Below are 15,660 nucleotides of genomic sequence, written 5' to 3' on the forward strand. Positions count from 1 at the left end.
TATTAATTAACCGCGTGGCACGGCATAGGAATGTTGAGCGGCTGGCAAAATTTAATACAAATATGAGCAAGCGCTTGGTAAGGTGCAATTAAATTACCTTGCTTGTAACTGGCATCAAACAACGCAACATCACTGTTTATTTGTTCTAGTGTGTGCATGTTTAAACGGTTAATAGCATTTTGAACTGGACCTTGTTGGTTTTTCCAAATTGCTTTTTGTTTAAATAAATTAGCGATAGGTTCGCCATTTAATAAACCAAGTTGCACACTTATAAGTGTATTAAGCTCTTTGGTTATAGCCCACAATATGCTCACGACTTCGGTGTTATCACTGGCAAGTTTGTTTAATACTTTTATAGCTTGTTTGGCGTGACCATTTAATAGCGCATCGCTTAAATCAAAAATATCAAACTTGGCTTGGTTTAACAGACCTTGCATTACTAATTGCTGAGTAATTAATGCATTGCCGTGCAGTAGCGAGAGCTTCTCAAGTTCCTGAAAACAGGCTAACAAGTTGCCTTCGGTGGCATTTATTAAGCTTACTTTGGCGTCGCTTTGCATATTAAGTGATAAACGTTGGCATTGCTCATCAAGCCATCGTTTTACATGAGAGCCCGTAAGCGGGTAGCAAGGTACAAATACACCTTGCTTATCAAGAGCTTTAAACCATGCTCCACGTTGTACTTCTTGGCTGGCTTTAGCGCCTTTAACAATTAAAATAGTATCGGGATTAACCAGCTCAACTACTTTTTTAAAGGTGTTGCTGCCAATAACGCCTGGCTTTTGTTGGTTTAAATCAAGCTCAATAATAGTGCGGGCGCTAAACAGCGACATACTTTGGTACTGGGCTATAATTTCTTGCCAATCGAATCCTTGCATTAAAGTAAACTTAATTACTTCATCAAAACCTTGTTGCTTAGCACTGTCGCGAATTTGTTGTACGCACTGCGCTTCTTGAAAAGGCTCTTCTCCAAATACTAAATAAAAGGGCTTTAGCCCTTTATTTAATTCACTCGGTAGTTGATTAGCGTAGCAGCGCATTATAGTTGCGACAGCTCTCTAACAATACGACGACTGGCTTGCTCACGAATTTCGCTAATAAGTAGCTCAAGCTCTTTTGCTTTTGCTAATGCATGATCCGGATCGTCTTGGTAATTACGGTAAAGCTCAAAACGTTTTTCTATCGCTTTTTCACCTGGGCGTTTAACCACATACGATACGCCATAAGCGAGCTCATATTCAGCAACTTGGCCGTTTTGAAACAGCGAAAGTGTTTGGCGTTCAATGCTTTCTTTGCGTAAATACAATTGGGCTTTATCTTTAGCTGACGATACTAACTCTACGTTACTCGCTTTAAGTTCTTTTTTAAGCTCAGTGAATAAAGTCGACTTTTCGTCATCGCCTACAAGTGTTAGCTGTTTTAAGCTATCAGGCAGGCTAGAGGCTTTTTTTAAATGAAAGCCACAGCTTGATAACAAAAAACAGACTAGCACTAAGGCTAGTCCATTTTTAATGGCGTTAAATGCAGCCATATTAGTTAGCTACCACGTTAAGTAGTTTGCCTGGTACGTAAATGATTTTACGAATGGTTGAGCCATCAGTAAATTTAGTTACGTTAGATTCTGCAAACGCAAGGGCTTCTACTTGCTCTTGAGTTGCACCAGCTGCCACTGTTAACTTAGCGCGAAGCTTGCCGTTTACTTGTACGATGATTAGTTTTTCATCTTCAACAAGTGCAGACTCGTCAACTTTTGGCCATGCAGCATCTAAAATTTCGCCTTTTTTACCAAGCTCTTTCCAAAGCTCATGCGATAAATGCGGAGTAATAGGTGCAAGCATAATAACTAATGCTTCAAGTGCTTCGTTAGCAATCGCTACATCTTGTTTGTCGCTCAGTGGTGCTTTTAATAACTTATTAGAAAGCTCCATAATAGCTGCAATAGCGGTGTTAAAGGTTTGACGACGTTCAACATCATCAGTCACTTTAGCAATTGCTTTGTGTAAGTCTCGACGTAGTACTTTTTGCGGATTAGTTAGCGCTGATTTATCAAGTGCTTGGTAACCTACTGTTTTAACGTCTACCGCGTACTTCCATACACGTTTTAAGAAACGATGCGCGCCTTCAACGCCTGAGTCTGACCATTCAAGCGTTTGCTCTGGTGGTGCTGTAAACATCATGAATAAACGCACTGTATCTGCACCATACTGGGCAATTACATGTTGTGGGTCTATACCATTGTTTTTAGACTTAGACATTTTGCTCATGCCTGATGAGAATACCGGCTCGCCGTCTTCCTTGTGCCATGCTTTAGTAACGCGGCCTTTTTCGTCGGTTTCGGTATTAACATCAGTTGGCGAAATCCAAATGTCGCCGCCTTTTTCATCTTTACGATAAAATGTTTCAGCAAGTACCATACCTTGACAAAGTAAGCGGTCAAACGGCTCGTCTGAATTAACTAAACCAAAGTCACGTAATAATTTATGGAAAAAGCGTGAGTACAATAAATGTAAAATTGCATGCTCAATACCACCAATGTATTGGTTTACTGGTAACCAGTAGTTAGCAGCCGCTGGATCTAGCATGCCTTCGTCGTAGCGTGGGCTACAGTAGCGTGCGTAATACCAAGACGATTCCATAAAGGTGTCAAACGTATCAGTTTCGTGAAACGCAGGTGCGCCATTTACTGTTGTTTTAGCCCACTCTGGGTCTGCTTTAAGTGGTGAAGTTACACCGTTCATTACCACATCTTCTGGTAAGCGAACTGGTAGCATATCTTCTGTTGCAGCAAGTTCTTTACCATCTTCATCGCTAAGCATTGGAATTGGAGAACCCCAATAGCGCTGACGGCTCACACCCCAGTCACGCAGGCGGAAGTTTACTTTACGCTCACCAACACCGAGTGCTTCTAATTTATCGGCAATCGCTTTAAAACCAGCTTCAAAATCAAGGCCGTTAAATTCACCCGAATTTACAAGTACGCCTTTATCGGTAAATGCTGATTCTTTTAGGTTTACTTCAAGATCTGAACCTTCAGCAGGCGCAATGACTTGTTTTATATCTAGGCCGTACGCTGTTGCAAACTCAAAGTCGCGTTGATCGTGTGCAGGTACTGCCATTACAGCGCCTGAGCCATAATGCATTAATACAAAGTTAGCAACCCAAATTGGTACTTGCTCGCCCGTTAATGGGTGAGTGGCGTAAAAGCCTGTTGCTATGCCTTTTTTCTCCATTGTTGCCATGTCTGCTTCGGCAACTTTGGTGTTTTTGCATTCTTCAACAAACATTGCAATAGCATCGCTATTTTTAGCGGCTTCTTGCGCAATATGGTGACCACCAGCAACAGCAACATACGTAACACCCATAAAGGTATCTGGACGAGTTGTGTATACGCTAAATGTTTCGTCGTTATCGGTGCGTTTAAATTCAATATCACACCCTTCAGAGCGGCCAATCCAGTTGCGCTGCATTGTTTTAACTTGCTCTGGCCAATCTTCTAACTTGTCTAAATCGTCAAGTAGCTCTTGTGCGTAGTCGGTAATTTTAATAAACCACTGTGGAATTTCTTTTTGCTCAACCACAGCGCCTGAACGCCAACCACGACCGTCAATAACTTGCTCGTTAGCGAGTACAGTTTGATCCACTGGATCCCAGTTAACTGTCGACATTTTTTTATACACTAGGCCTTTTTCGTAAAGCTTAGTGAAAAACCACTGCTCCCACTTGTAGTATTCTGGATGACATGTCGCAATTTCGCGATCCCAGTCATAACCAAAACCTAATTGCTTAAGTTGGGTACGCATGTAATCAATATTTTCGTATGTCCACTTAGCTGGTGCTGTTTTGTTTTTAATAGCAGCGTTTTCTGCAGGTAAACCAAACGCATCCCAACCCATAGGTTGCATTACGTTTTTGCCTTGCAGGCGCTGGAAACGAGAAACAACATCACCAATGGTGTAGTTACGCACATGACCCATATGCAGTCGACCACTCGGATAAGGGAACATAGAAAGGCAGTAATACTTTTCTTTGCTCTCATCTTCAGTGACTTTAAATACCTGGTTTTCTTCCCAGTAGCTTTGTACTTTTGACTCTATATCTTGCGGGTTATATTGCTCTTGCATCTATGGTTCCAGACTTCTTGCAAACTAATAAAAAATTGCCGTTAGGATACCCCAAATAAAACACTATTCACAGCGTCAAAAACATGCTTTTATTAAATTGTAACTTTCAGTGCAGGTTAACCTGCCTTTTTATAGTGTGGTTAGCTAAAGACATAAGTTACAGACTGATTTAACAGCAATTTTGAAGGAGTAAAAAATGACTGATTACAAAACATGGCTTAGCAGTTTTACCCATTGGATAAAAGATGTGAAAGAACATGGTTTAAAAGATGTGGTTTCTGGGTTTGTTGAATCTGAGCAGGCGCTTAAAGATTTAAGTCAAGAAAGATATGAGCTCTACAAAAGTTATTTAAAGAATGATATTGAACATATAGTAGAGAACGAATCACACTATAATTCGCTTGCATGGCAAGAGCTTAAAGAGTCTCTTTGGTTTGAACTTTCGCACATAGAAGATAAAACTCAACTTGAGTGGCAATCTCTTAGCCAAGATTTTAAGCACAATGGTGTGTATCACGCAGGCGAATGGATAGCCATGGGCACATTAGTATGTAAGAATTGCACCCATAGTTACGATGTTTATCACGCTACACAAATTACACCGTGTATTGAATGTGATGGAATCTATTTTAGTCGTAAGGCACTGCACCCTTAAATATAAGTATTAAGTGGCTGCGGGCCACTTAATACGCCCAAAGGCCAGCGAATATGCTGGTAAAAAAAGAAGTTAGAATGACGAAAAAATTGCTGCCACTATCTGTTTCAAAACTCGCACCGAGTATTTCTACTAATCACGTAAACACGTGTATGAACAATCCATACCCAGAGCAACTTACGTTTATAGGCCAACAACGCGCCCAAAGTGCTTTAGATTTTTCATTAGGGATGGAACTGCCGGGTTACAACGTTTATGTAATGGGCGAGGCCGCTCACGGGCGCTTTACGCTTGTTAAAGATAAACTTAAACAACACGCAAAAGACCGCTCAACGCCAAACGAATGGTTATACGTAAACAATTACGATGACCACAGAGAACCTATTGCGCTGTTTATGCAACCAGGTCAAAGCAAGCAACTTAGTGACGATATAGATTCATTTTTAGATGAAGTACTCGACACCTTTCCTGCGGCATTTGATAACCCAGCGTATCAGCGTAAGAAAAAATCAATCGATCGTGAATTTAACGATGCCTACGACAGTGCTATTACCGCAGTAGAAATTGCGGCGTTTGAGCAAAGCGTTGCATTAGTTGAAGAAAAAAATTCAGTAGGGTTTGCACCACTTGTAGATGGTAAACAATTGAGCGACAGCGAATTTGGCGAACTTGAAGAAACGTTACGTGAAGAGTTTTTTGAAAAAATTGAAAAGCTAGAAGATGCATTAATAGAAGCGTTAATAGAGCTGCCACGTTGGAAACGCGAATCAAAAGAAAAACAACGCAATCTTAAAAAGTCGACTGCAGAGCAAGCCACTAAACCACTTTTAAAAGACTTAGAACATAAATATGCCACGCATATTGGTGTACTGCGCTATTTAAAAGATATACGCGTTGAAATTATAGACGCGGTACTTGAATGGCTAGATGACGAAGATGAAAGTGAAGAAAGCAAAGAAGACTTTGATCGCAAAGGCATGCTTACCGACTTTTTTGCACCTAACATTTTAGTTGAGTTTAAAGAGGACGACGCAGCACCGGTTGTGTACGAGCCTAATCCAACGTTTGGCAATATATTTGGCAAAATTGAGTACTCAACATCGCAAGGCTCTTTAATTACCTGTTATCGCTCAATTCAGGCTGGTGCATTGCATCGTGCTAATGGCGGCTATTTAATTATGGACGCTGAAAAAATCATGGCAAACCCACAAGTGTGGGATGGTTTAAAACTCGCGTTAAAAACACATCAAATTAAAAACGACTTACCGTATCAAGACAGCACAGTAGGGACGAGCTTTACACTTCGCCCGCAGCTTATACCGCTTGATGTTAAAATTATTTTATTAGGTTCGCGCGAGTTGTACTACACCATAGGTGAGTACGATGAAGAATTTGCAGAGCTATTTAGAGTATTAGCTGACTTTGATTACTACTTGCCAAGTAGCGATAAATTGCAATACCAGTTTATTACTAAAGTAACCGAGTATTGCGAGCAAACATTAAAGTGCACTGCAACGCAGGCTGCTATGGTGCGTTTACTTAAATTTAGTTACCGCCAAGCTGAGCATCAAAATAAATTATCAGCGCGTTTTGCTGATGTACTTGAACTTATTGCAGAGGCCAGTTACTACGCAAAACAAGACAAATTAGCCGTTATTGACGCGCACCATATTGACGAAGCCATTGAAGGCAAGCAATACCGTACCGGCCAAATTAGCGAAAATATGCTCAGTGATATAAAAGAAGGTCACACACTTATTGCAACCGACGGCCAAGCCATTGGTAAAGTAAATGGCTTAACCGTATTACACATTGGCGATACCTCATTTGGTACCCCTGCGCGTATTACGGCAACGGTTTATGCTGGCGCCGATGGCGTAATAGATGTTGAACGCGAAGCTGAGCTTGGTAAAGCAATTCACTCAAAAGGTGTTATGTTGCTTACCGGTTATTTAGGTAATAAATATGCGCAGCACTTTAGCTTAACGCTTAGCGCTAATATTGCCATTGAGCAAAGCTATGGTTACATAGATGGCGATAGCGCATCTTTAGCAGAGCTGTGTGCGCTTATTTCGTCTATTACAAGCCTACCTATTAGCCAATCAATTGCGCTTACAGGCTCTATAAACCAACATGGTGATGTACAAGCCATTGGTGGTGTAAACGAAAAAATAGAAGGCTTTTTTAAACTGTGTAAAATGCGTGGTTTAACAGGTTCGCAAGGCGTTATCATTCCTAAATCAAACCAAGTTAACTTAGTGCTTGATGACGAAATACTTAATGCGGTTGAAGCGGGTAAATTCAATATTTACGCAGTTGAAACCGTAGACCAAGCGCTTAACTTGTTAATGGATATAGAAGCTGGCGATATTATTGATGACCAGTATCCAGAAAACTCAGTAAACGGTATTGCACTTGCTCGCCTCAAAGAGATTGCCGACATAGTAAACGGCGATGATGACGAAAAAGACGAAGAGCCAAATAATGAAAAGCTAGACAACGAAAAAGGTTAATGATGATTAATATAATTTTGGCGGTAGTTATCGCCATTTTTTGTTTTTTAATATTTCAAAATAGTAAAAAAGCAAAACAACAAGCAGGCATAAATGCACAAATAGGTGCAGACTATTTAGCCGCTAACGCAAAGGTAGAAGGCGTAGTAGAAACGACTTCTGGCTTGCAGTATAAAGTAATCCATAAAAGCGAAAACGAAAACACACCAACCCCAAAAAGTATGGTTAACGTGCATTACCACGGCACACTAATCGACGGCACTGTGTTTGACAGTTCAGTAGAGCGTAAAACACCGATTAGCTTTGGTTTACACCAAGTTATTAAAGGTTGGACTGAGGGTTTACAACTTATGAGCCCCGGCGATAAATACACGCTATATGTACCGCACCAATTAGCGTACGGCGAAAAACGTGTAGGGAGTATTCCTCCTGCCTCAGTACTTATATTTGAAGTAGAGTTACTGGCAATTGAGTCTTAGTGATCAAATAACAAGGAAGTAAATTATGAATAAAGACGAATTACTTAAAATAGCTAGGGGGGATATTAACTTTACCTTTCAATCTATTATTTATGCATTAGCGCTATGCTTACTAGTTGCAGCTGTTTTTTTACTAGAAATGAGCGTTAACCTACAAATGGGTTTAATAGTTTGTATTATCGGTGTGTTTGGAATGACTATTTATAATAATTTAAATACTCGCCTAAATGCGGCGCTTGCACTTATTGCGCTCTCACAAGATAACCAAAGCACTAAGTAAGCAACGAGTTAGTTTAATAGATTGGTATAAGCCCTACTTTAATAAAGTGGGGCTTTTTGCTTTTAGCTAACAATAAAATTTACTCAAGAATTTTAATACGAGGTCGATACCTATAAAAGAGACAAAGCTATTTTAGGGATAAAATAATGAAGATTTCACTGACTCCCATCCCATACCAAGTACACAGCTCAAATGCTCAAACTTTAGCGCAATCAGATAAACTACCTGTTGAAAAAGCGAGTGAAGAAAAGAGCGAGGAAGAAAATGAGGAAGAGCCAAAATATGTGTTATCAAAGTTTCTAGATACCAAAGCGCAAGAATATAGTGAAGATAACGCTACGTTTGGCAATCAATATAAAAACCTAGAAAAAGTATACAAGCACTTCGCTGGGCGAGTTATTGCGCTGCAAGAGCAAATTAATAAACTTAAACAAAGCCCCGTACAACGTAGTTTAACTATAAATACTTCTGCAAGTGAGTTAGATAAAAGTGATGCAAATTCAGTTTTAGATGCTGACCACCTAGGTGCAAAAAAATATAAAAACACACAGCAACAAGAGCAGATAGATATGTTAGAGCTGCAATTAGGGGAGTTAAAGTCAGAGCAAGCAGCAATAAAACAACAAATGGTTGAGCTGGTTATTAGTGAAATGAAGAGGCGGGGCGACGACTATACTATTTAGCGCCGCCAACATGCTGGTGGGCTAGCTTTTAAGCTCAATTTTACCCACTTCAAGTTTAAACCTACCTTCTTGCTTGCCTGCAATCATAAAGCCTAGCTGTTTTATATCGTCAAAATCAATAATAACCTGCTGCTCAAGCACGCGGCCGCGATACGTTAAAGTAAAATCACTCGGAGCAAAGTTTATATCTACCCATTCATTTTTTACTGTTTTAAATGAGTGGGTGTACGCTGCGCCATCAAGGTAATTGGTAGTTCTGAGCCTAAGCTGATAGGTTTGTCCATCCCCTTTAACGCGCAGTGCTATAGCTTTAGTATTTTGGCTTTGTGTATTTAGCTCTGTACGTATTGATGCAAAACCGCCGTTATTATCAAGCGAAACATTGCCTGTAAAAAGCAAACTTTTTTGAGTTTGAGTGAATTGGCTATTAGATACACCGCCCATTACTGAGTCATTAACAACGTACCAGCGCTGATTTGCATTCGCTTGTGTACTTACAACTAATAAATTAAATACAAAAAGTGACGATAGTTGCTTTGTTGTCATACGTGTTTCCTAATTGGCATTAAGTAAGTGGAGTACTTATAACTAATACGCTTTAATAATGTATTTGTTCACTAATTTAAAACTAATTATTTTTACGAGCCCACTTATCCATTATTTTATTAAATAATATTTCATCATCAGTTTGCTCGCCAGGGCAGGTCTGCGCGCTACCTTGAGGCATGCCATTACTACCAAATACGGTTGAAGTATCAATTAAATAGCATTTACCGTTAAATTTTTCTAATCGTCGTGTGCCTATTGTATTTTGGCTAATAACTTCCGATTTTTGTGATTTAACCGGTGATTTAATTGTGGGCGTGGCAGCTATTGCATCATCAGTACTATCTGAGTTATCTGCTTCGCCAAACGTGACCATTTTTTTATGCGTTAAGTTATTTATAGGTGCGCCATAAATAGGCGCATACGGGTTAAGTTTTTTAAACGTTTGCGTGTTGGTATTAATGGTGTGGGCAGGGGGTTGAGGTTTATTTGTAATAGTGAGCTTTGTTACTGTTGTTGTTTTTGGTTTTTCGTCACGTTGTTTGGGTGCTTTAGTAACTTGTGTTTGAGTTGTAGGTGTTTTATTAGTGCTTATAGATTCAGGTACTTTTTTTACCTCTAACTTTGCAGGCTCAGCAATCGGTGCGTTAGTGGTGGTGTTAACGGTGCTTAACTTAGGTTGCGTTGATAAGTTAACCATTACATAAGCGTTTATTACGGTGTCTTTTTTTGTTTGAGGTTCTTCAACTTTTATTTTTTGCGAAAGTAATTTATGTGAAAGTAATAAGTATAGCAACACGCCATGTATACATAACGAGATAACCCACGGCCACGCATTCCCTTTATTCACATCAAACCCTCAACTTAATAGTGCTGTTAAGAGTCAATAAAATACATTTAGTTCACCTAAAGTTAATGTGTTTTACTTTGTAGCTTTATTGCAGATACAACAAAACTATTTTGCAGTTTTTGTGGTTTTTGCATGTGCTTGGTTACGTTATTATGAGCGCAATCAAACTTAGGAGGCATTATGACATTACTTTTTGAACCAATAGAACTTGCAGGTAAAACATTAAAAAACCGTATTGTTATGCCCCCAATGACTCGCTCGCGTTCAACACAGCCTGGCGATATAGCTAACGACTTAATGGCAACATATTACGCACAGCGCGCAAGTGCCGGGCTAATTGTAAGCGAAGGCACACAAATTAGTGAACTTGGCAAAGGCTACGCTTGGACTCCGGGTATTTATTCAAATGAGCAAGTTGTAGGTTGGAGTAAAGTAACCAACGCAGTACATAGCGCTGGTGGCGTTATGTTTGCTCAGCTTTGGCATGTTGGCCGTGTAACTCATAGTGACAACACCGGTGGCGTGCAGCCTATTTCAGCCTCGGCCATTGCTGCAAAAGACGTAAAAGTATTTGTAGATACAAACGGTGCACCGGGGTTTGTAGACACCCAACTCCCACGCGAAATGAGCAAACAAGATATTACGCATGTCATAGGCGAATTTCGCCAAGCTGCTAAAAATGCAGTTAATGCAGGATTTGATGGCATAGAGCTTCATGCTGCAAATGGTTACCTTATTAACCAATTTTTAGACTCAGAATCAAATGCTCGCACCGATGAATATGGTGGCAGCGTGCAAAACCGTATACGCTTTTTAATTGAAGTAGTAAACGCTGTTATCGACGAAATTGGTAGCAGCAAAGTAGGCGTAAGACTAGCCCCGTTAACAACTCTTAATGGCACTGTAGACGAAAACCCTGAGGAAACTTATTTAGCGGTTTCTGAGGCATTGAATAAAGCCGGTGTAGGTTACATGCATATAGCCGAAGCTGATTGGGATGACGCACCTTTAATGAGTGTTGAGTTTAAACACGCTATTCGTAAAGCCTACAGCGGTGTATTAATTTACGCAGGCAAGTACACCAAAGAGCGCGCAGACAATGCACTTAGCGAAGGCTGGGCCGACATAATTGGCTTTGGTCGCCCATTTGTATCAAACCCAGACTTACCAGCACGCTTAAAGCAAGGCAAGCCTCTTAACAACCACAACCCCGACACTTTGTTTGGTGGTGCAGAGCAAGGCTATACCGATTATCCAGTTACAAATTAAATTTATATATAAATAAGGAGCTGTAGCATACAGCTCCTTATTTGTTTTAATTACACTGAGAGTACTTACTTAATTGCAGTAATAAACTCTTCGTCAGAATACAAGTTCTTAAGTAATTTTTGAACAAGCTCTACATAGCTTCGTTGACCATTTGGGATTGCAATTGCGCCAATAAATGAAGAGTCGAAATCATGTTCAGCTGAAATTACTTTTTCAAATAAAATTGCATCATCCTCTGAAACAACAAAATTTACTTTTATAAATGAATTCCCCTCTGAGAACCCTGTTACATCAATATCTTGGTCAATAACCTTGCCAGTCACTTGCTTTTTAGCAACACCAGACCAAAGTTTAGCCAGTTTTAATTCTTGTATTAAAGCGCTCTCAATATATTCACCATAGCTGTTGCCTACAGATGAAACAAGAGGAGAGCCTCGAAGTGATATCTTATTTAATTTTTTTTCAGATTCAATTTTTCCGACTGAGACTGGTGTATTAGACTCTTCTTTTAGTTTAGAAACGTTGCTGATATCTGCACTATAAGGTGGAACTTGAATGGTACATGCACTTAAAAATAAAGCCGCGATTAAACCTAGTGAACTTTTATACTTCATTTTATTTCTGTCCTTATTTATAAATTTGATTGATCAAGTTCTACAACTAGTTTGTTAAATGCTTCTTCTGTTGCACGTTTTGCAGATAAAGAAAAATCATTTTTAAACTCATCAAATTCAGCTTTGCCAAAACCTTTAACTTCACTATTCCATGCTATATCGCCATTGTTATTTAAAGTTTTACAGTTTAGCGTGAAAGTAAATTCTGTAGGAGGCCATGTGAATAAGCTATCTGAGCTAGATTGCGTTGTTATTGTCGGTATGAATACATACTCAATTTTTTTATCTTTTAAAAATGTACTATCAGTTAATGATTCAAGCTTATAAACGTTTTCAAATTTATTAGAAAGCACAGTATACAGCGCTGCTTCTGTGTCTTTATAAGGTTTGTAACTAACATTATCGCCACCACCGCCAGGTGTTTTTACTTGTTTTTTTATATCATCTTCAGAAATATAATAACCCACAACTGATGCTGATTTATTTTCTGTAACCTGAAGTTTTTCAGTGTCTGGATTTAAACTTATCTGGTGGGCACAGCCACTCAAAATAAGGACCGAAAACAAGAAAAACACATTAGTTAATAACTTCAAAATATACTCCATATATTTAATTTTTAGTGTGAAAGCAGTTTCAGCATCAATATATGTTCAATAGTTACTTTTGTAAATTATGTTAACTTTATATTTGTAAACGGTTGTAACTTTTAGTGTTTGTGGGGGGCGGTTTTCTTAAAAATAAAGCAGAGTTAATCTTGAGCAAAAAATAAAAAACGCGTAAGTTAACCGGGTTACCTATTTTAATAACAAGAAAATAAATGAAAGCCAAAGAGATAGAACAATTAGAATTATCAAACTCTGAAACCCGAGAAGTTGTTACCCCCTACGCCTTTAAAATTGACAGTGCTTTACTGGGCTTGCCTTTAGCTACGCCAATTCGGCGTGCACTAGCGATTATTATTGATGTTGCACTGATATTTTTAGCGGCCAAGCTTAGCGCGGCTTTAATAGCATTTGTTGCTGCAATGGCTTTTTATAAAGGTACGGCACAGCAATACCTTCCAAAAATATCGAATGTGTGGCGAAGAATCTTAAAAATAACGGCAGCAAGTATTTTATTTGTAAGCGCACTTACTGTGCTTTCAATTGGCATTGATTACCTAGAAGACGATAACGCTGATCAAGCTTTAGCTGTTCAGGGCGTAAAAATACAAGATGAAATTCAGCTTACTCCCACAGAAAAACAACAGGTAAATACTTATTTAGCGCAAACAGCCGATGACAGCTGTGAGGAACCTTGCCAACAAAACGCGCTTGATAATTTAATCGGGCAAGTACCTAAATTAGCAGAAATGGACGACCTACAAAACCCACAACTTGCTACCGTACTTTTACAGCTACTAGTGCTCAGTGAAAATAACGAAATAAAGCCTGCGCAGTTAATAGAAGAAAAACCTGCACAAACAACCACAAATAGTATTTTGCAGTGGAGCAAAGGCATTATTCAAGACTTGGGCTTAGGTTTTGGCTGGGCTGCAGTTTACTTTACGTTGTTCTCGTTACTTTGGCGCGGCCAAACACCGGGTAAAAAGGTATGTAATATTCGTGTTGTCGCCCTAAGCGGCGAGCCATTAGGTTTATTAGACTGTTTTGGGCGCTACGGCGGCTACGGTGCCGGCTTTGCTACGGGGTTATTAGGGTTTTTACAGATATATTGGGACCCAAACAGACAAGCCATTCAAGATAAAATATCAGCGACTGTGGTTATTAAAGGCGACTTGAATCAAGTTGTAAATGTTGAAACGGTAGAAGAGACTGTAAAAAGTTAAGTTTGCTCTTATTAATTACAAGGATGGTTATGAAAGCTTTATTAATGGCGTTTAGTTATCTGTATTTTATTACAGCTTCGTATGCGTCAGAAAATATTGTGTTAGCAAAAAAACATCAGCTTAAGTCTATTATTTTAGGTGAGCAGCGCAGTTATAGTGTTTATTTACCGCCAAGCTACAAGCAAAACCTCGAACGAGTATATCCTGTTATTTACTTGCTTGATGGCGACCCAACCCATTTAAAAGCCTTAGCGGGGCTTGTTGAAGCACTCAGTACTGAGCGGCTAGAAAAACAAATTCAACAAGCAATTATTGTCGCTGTTCCTAATAGTAAAAATGCGATAAGAGAGCGCGACTTTACCCCTACCAATGTCGATTGGACTTTTAACGGCAAGCGACTCGAAAAATTTGAAAACATTGGCAATGCCGCAAACTACACCGCTTTTTTTGAAAAAGAACTTATTCCATTCATTAATAAAAATTACCGTACATCAAATAAGCGGGTATTAATTGGGGAATCTTTCGGTGGCTTGTTCGCAAGCTATGTTTTACTTACCAATCACTCTTTATTTACTGATTACTTAATTATTGATGCAACCTACCTTTGGGATAATAATTATCTCAATCGTTATTTTGACGAACAACAACTTATAAACAAGCAGCTTAAAGGCAATGTATATTTTACTTTTGCTAATAATGCAGCTTTTGGTGAAATTGGAGAGGCTAATTATAAATGGGGCTTAGAGCTTGCTAAAAAACTAAAAGCGCACCCGAGTAATAGTTTATATATAAATCAACGTTACTTTGAAGAAGAAACTCATGGCACGGTGGCAGCGCTTAGTTGGTATTATGGTTTAAAAAGCTTATTACAAAAATAAATTTTAATTTATATACTAGGTTAGTGAAAGTAGTGATTTTGGGTATATTGTTAACGAAATTTAGTAGTGAAAAATTAAAAGGGAATTAAATGAGTAATAATTTTAATGAGGCTATAAAGGGCTTTTTTTGGGGGATAGGGTTTGTAATAGCAACACTCGGTGGTATCAGTGTGTACGCGCTAACAATAGCCTCAGAAGTTGATAGTGGCTTTAAAGAGCAGGTATCAAATAAAGCATTGGAGGGCACTGACGACTTAAATAGTGATTATAAACTTACCCTTTCTGATATTTTTAAAGAAAATGGGCGAGTAAGAATAACTGCTGAGTTAAAAAATATCACCAATGAAAGCATATATGCAGGTGGTGTTATAGCATCTACATTCGATAAAAACGGAAAGTTTGTTGGTAATTGTTTAGGTAAAAGCGATGACATTTTTATAGAACCAAATAAAAGTAGCTATATTGATATTCATTGTAATCTACTGAGGCCACAGGTGAGCAGAGTACACTCAGCAAAGCTAAAGTTTAAGTGGTTTTGATAGTTGTTGTAAACTACCCCCATAGAAAGCAAAAAGCATAACGAGTAGTTATGACTAAAAAGTTATTTAGTTGGGAGCTAGGACGCCAATAGTCGGGTTACGATAAAATGTTACTATGCTGTATGCTAACCCCATTTAAATTTGATACTTAATTAAACTCCCGCAAGTAAGTGAAATAAAGTCGCATACCGATAAAGTTAAAGTCGGTCGGCATTTTAGGCTCAATCTCAATATTGTACTGAGGTATGCCGTTAAAGGTGGTGAGTTTATCTGTGAAAACCCAATTATAAATTACAGTCGAGTTTAACTTTTTAAACCTGATATTGAGCAACACCAAGCATTAAAAATAGAACAAAGCTCGTTATATTTTTAGCATAGGCTGGATTAAAAAGTAAATTTGCGTAG

At 38.8% G+C, this 15,660-nt stretch carries 16 protein-coding genes and 1 pseudogene; 10 read left to right on the forward strand and 7 right to left on the reverse strand.

All coding sequences use genetic code 11. From position 1 onward, the window contains the following. Positions 1–2: 2 nt before the first annotated feature. The 3 genes from holA to leuS are packed head-to-tail and all read right to left on the reverse strand — an operon-like array spanning position 3 to position 4,121. Positions 3–1,040, reverse strand: coding sequence for a DNA polymerase III subunit delta (gene holA, locus CXF76_RS15440; RefSeq protein WP_010554702.1), 1,038 nt, complete (start codon positions 1,038–1,040; stop codon positions 3–5). Continuing rightward, positions 1,040–1,531 carry an LPS-assembly lipoprotein LptE gene (locus CXF76_RS15445; RefSeq protein WP_101164089.1) on the reverse strand — a complete coding sequence of 164 codons (492 nt, stop codon included), beginning with the start codon at positions 1,529–1,531 and terminating at the stop codon, positions 1,040–1,042. The genes holA and CXF76_RS15445 overlap by 1 nt, the downstream gene beginning before the upstream one ends. 1 nt (position 1,532) lies before the next feature. Continuing rightward, positions 1,533–4,121 (reverse strand): leucine--tRNA ligase, encoded by a 2,589-nt coding sequence (leuS, locus tag CXF76_RS15450; RefSeq protein WP_101164090.1) that lies wholly within the window; start codon positions 4,119–4,121, stop codon positions 1,533–1,535. A gap of 196 nt (positions 4,122–4,317) precedes the next feature. Between leuS and CXF76_RS15455 the strand changes: the two genes are divergently transcribed. The 5 genes from CXF76_RS15455 to CXF76_RS15475 all read left to right on the forward strand — a co-directional run bounded on the left by CXF76_RS15455 (position 4,318) and on the right by CXF76_RS15475 (position 8,731). Further along, complete coding sequence (locus CXF76_RS15455) at positions 4,318–4,776, forward strand: zinc ribbon-containing protein (RefSeq protein WP_007585575.1); 459 nt, start codon at positions 4,318–4,320, stop codon at positions 4,774–4,776. A 77-nt stretch (positions 4,777–4,853) separates the two neighbouring features. Beyond that, complete coding sequence (locus CXF76_RS15460; RefSeq protein ID WP_197237000.1) at positions 4,854–7,289, forward strand: Lon protease family protein; 2,436 nt, start codon at positions 4,854–4,856, stop codon at positions 7,287–7,289. A gap of 2 nt (positions 7,290–7,291) precedes the next feature. After that, positions 7,292–7,768: an FKBP-type peptidyl-prolyl cis-trans isomerase gene (locus tag CXF76_RS15465; protein WP_007585579.1), complete on the forward strand. Its 477-nt coding sequence runs from the start codon at positions 7,292–7,294 to the stop codon at positions 7,766–7,768. Between the two features lie 25 nt (positions 7,769–7,793). Next, positions 7,794–8,048, forward strand: coding sequence for a hypothetical protein (locus tag CXF76_RS15470; protein ID WP_101164092.1), 255 nt, complete (start codon positions 7,794–7,796; stop codon positions 8,046–8,048). A gap of 146 nt (positions 8,049–8,194) precedes the next feature. Further along, entirely contained in the window at positions 8,195–8,731 is a 537-nt protein-coding gene (locus CXF76_RS15475) for a hypothetical protein (RefSeq protein ID WP_101164093.1), read from the forward strand. Between the two features lie 21 nt (positions 8,732–8,752). Here CXF76_RS15475 and CXF76_RS15480 read toward each other — a convergent pair whose 3' ends face one another. Further along, positions 8,753–9,277, reverse strand: coding sequence for a CIA30 family protein (locus CXF76_RS15480; protein ID WP_101164094.1), 525 nt, complete (start codon positions 9,275–9,277; stop codon positions 8,753–8,755). Positions 9,278–9,359: 82 nt separating this feature from the next. Continuing rightward, positions 9,360–10,127, reverse strand: a complete 768-nt coding sequence (locus tag CXF76_RS15485; protein WP_101164095.1) for a hypothetical protein — start codon at positions 10,125–10,127, stop codon at positions 9,360–9,362. A 180-nt stretch (positions 10,128–10,307) separates the two neighbouring features. On the opposite strand from CXF76_RS15485, the gene CXF76_RS15490 reads away from it, so the two are divergent. Next, a complete protein-coding gene (locus CXF76_RS15490; RefSeq protein ID WP_101164096.1) occupies positions 10,308–11,396 on the forward strand; it encodes an alkene reductase in 1,089 nt (362 codons plus the stop codon). Positions 11,397–11,461: 65 nt separating this feature from the next. Here CXF76_RS15490 and CXF76_RS15495 read toward each other — a convergent pair whose 3' ends face one another. Both CXF76_RS15495 and CXF76_RS15500 read right to left on the reverse strand, forming a co-directional pair. Next, positions 11,462–12,010 carry a hypothetical protein gene (locus CXF76_RS15495; protein WP_024591118.1) on the reverse strand — a complete coding sequence of 183 codons (549 nt, stop codon included), beginning with the start codon at positions 12,008–12,010 and terminating at the stop codon, positions 11,462–11,464. A gap of 17 nt (positions 12,011–12,027) precedes the next feature. Next, positions 12,028–12,603, reverse strand: a complete 576-nt coding sequence (locus tag CXF76_RS15500) for a hypothetical protein (protein ID WP_101164097.1) — start codon at positions 12,601–12,603, stop codon at positions 12,028–12,030. Positions 12,604–12,827: 224 nt separating this feature from the next. Between CXF76_RS15500 and CXF76_RS15505 the strand changes: the two genes are divergently transcribed. The 4 genes and pseudogenes from CXF76_RS15505 to CXF76_RS20815 all read left to right on the forward strand — a co-directional run bounded on the left by CXF76_RS15505 (position 12,828) and on the right by CXF76_RS20815 (position 15,650). Further along, positions 12,828–13,838, forward strand: coding sequence for an RDD family protein (locus CXF76_RS15505; protein ID WP_101164098.1), 1,011 nt, complete (start codon positions 12,828–12,830; stop codon positions 13,836–13,838). Between the two features lie 29 nt (positions 13,839–13,867). Next, the gene (locus tag CXF76_RS15510; protein WP_101164099.1) at positions 13,868–14,716 is read left to right on the forward strand and encodes an alpha/beta hydrolase; all 849 of its coding nucleotides are present in this window, start codon (positions 13,868–13,870) and stop codon (positions 14,714–14,716) included. Positions 14,717–14,805: 89 nt separating this feature from the next. After that, positions 14,806–15,255, forward strand: coding sequence for an ATPase (locus tag CXF76_RS15515; RefSeq protein WP_101164100.1), 450 nt, complete (start codon positions 14,806–14,808; stop codon positions 15,253–15,255). 107 nt (positions 15,256–15,362) lie between these two features. Continuing rightward, a pseudogene (locus tag CXF76_RS20815) lies at positions 15,363–15,650 on the forward strand (2OG-Fe(II) oxygenase). Positions 15,651–15,660 lie beyond the last annotated feature (10 nt).

This window comes from Pseudoalteromonas sp. 78C3, from assembly GCF_002836695.1.
In the GTDB taxonomy this organism is placed as follows: Bacteria; Pseudomonadota; Gammaproteobacteria; order Enterobacterales; family Alteromonadaceae; genus Pseudoalteromonas; species Pseudoalteromonas arctica.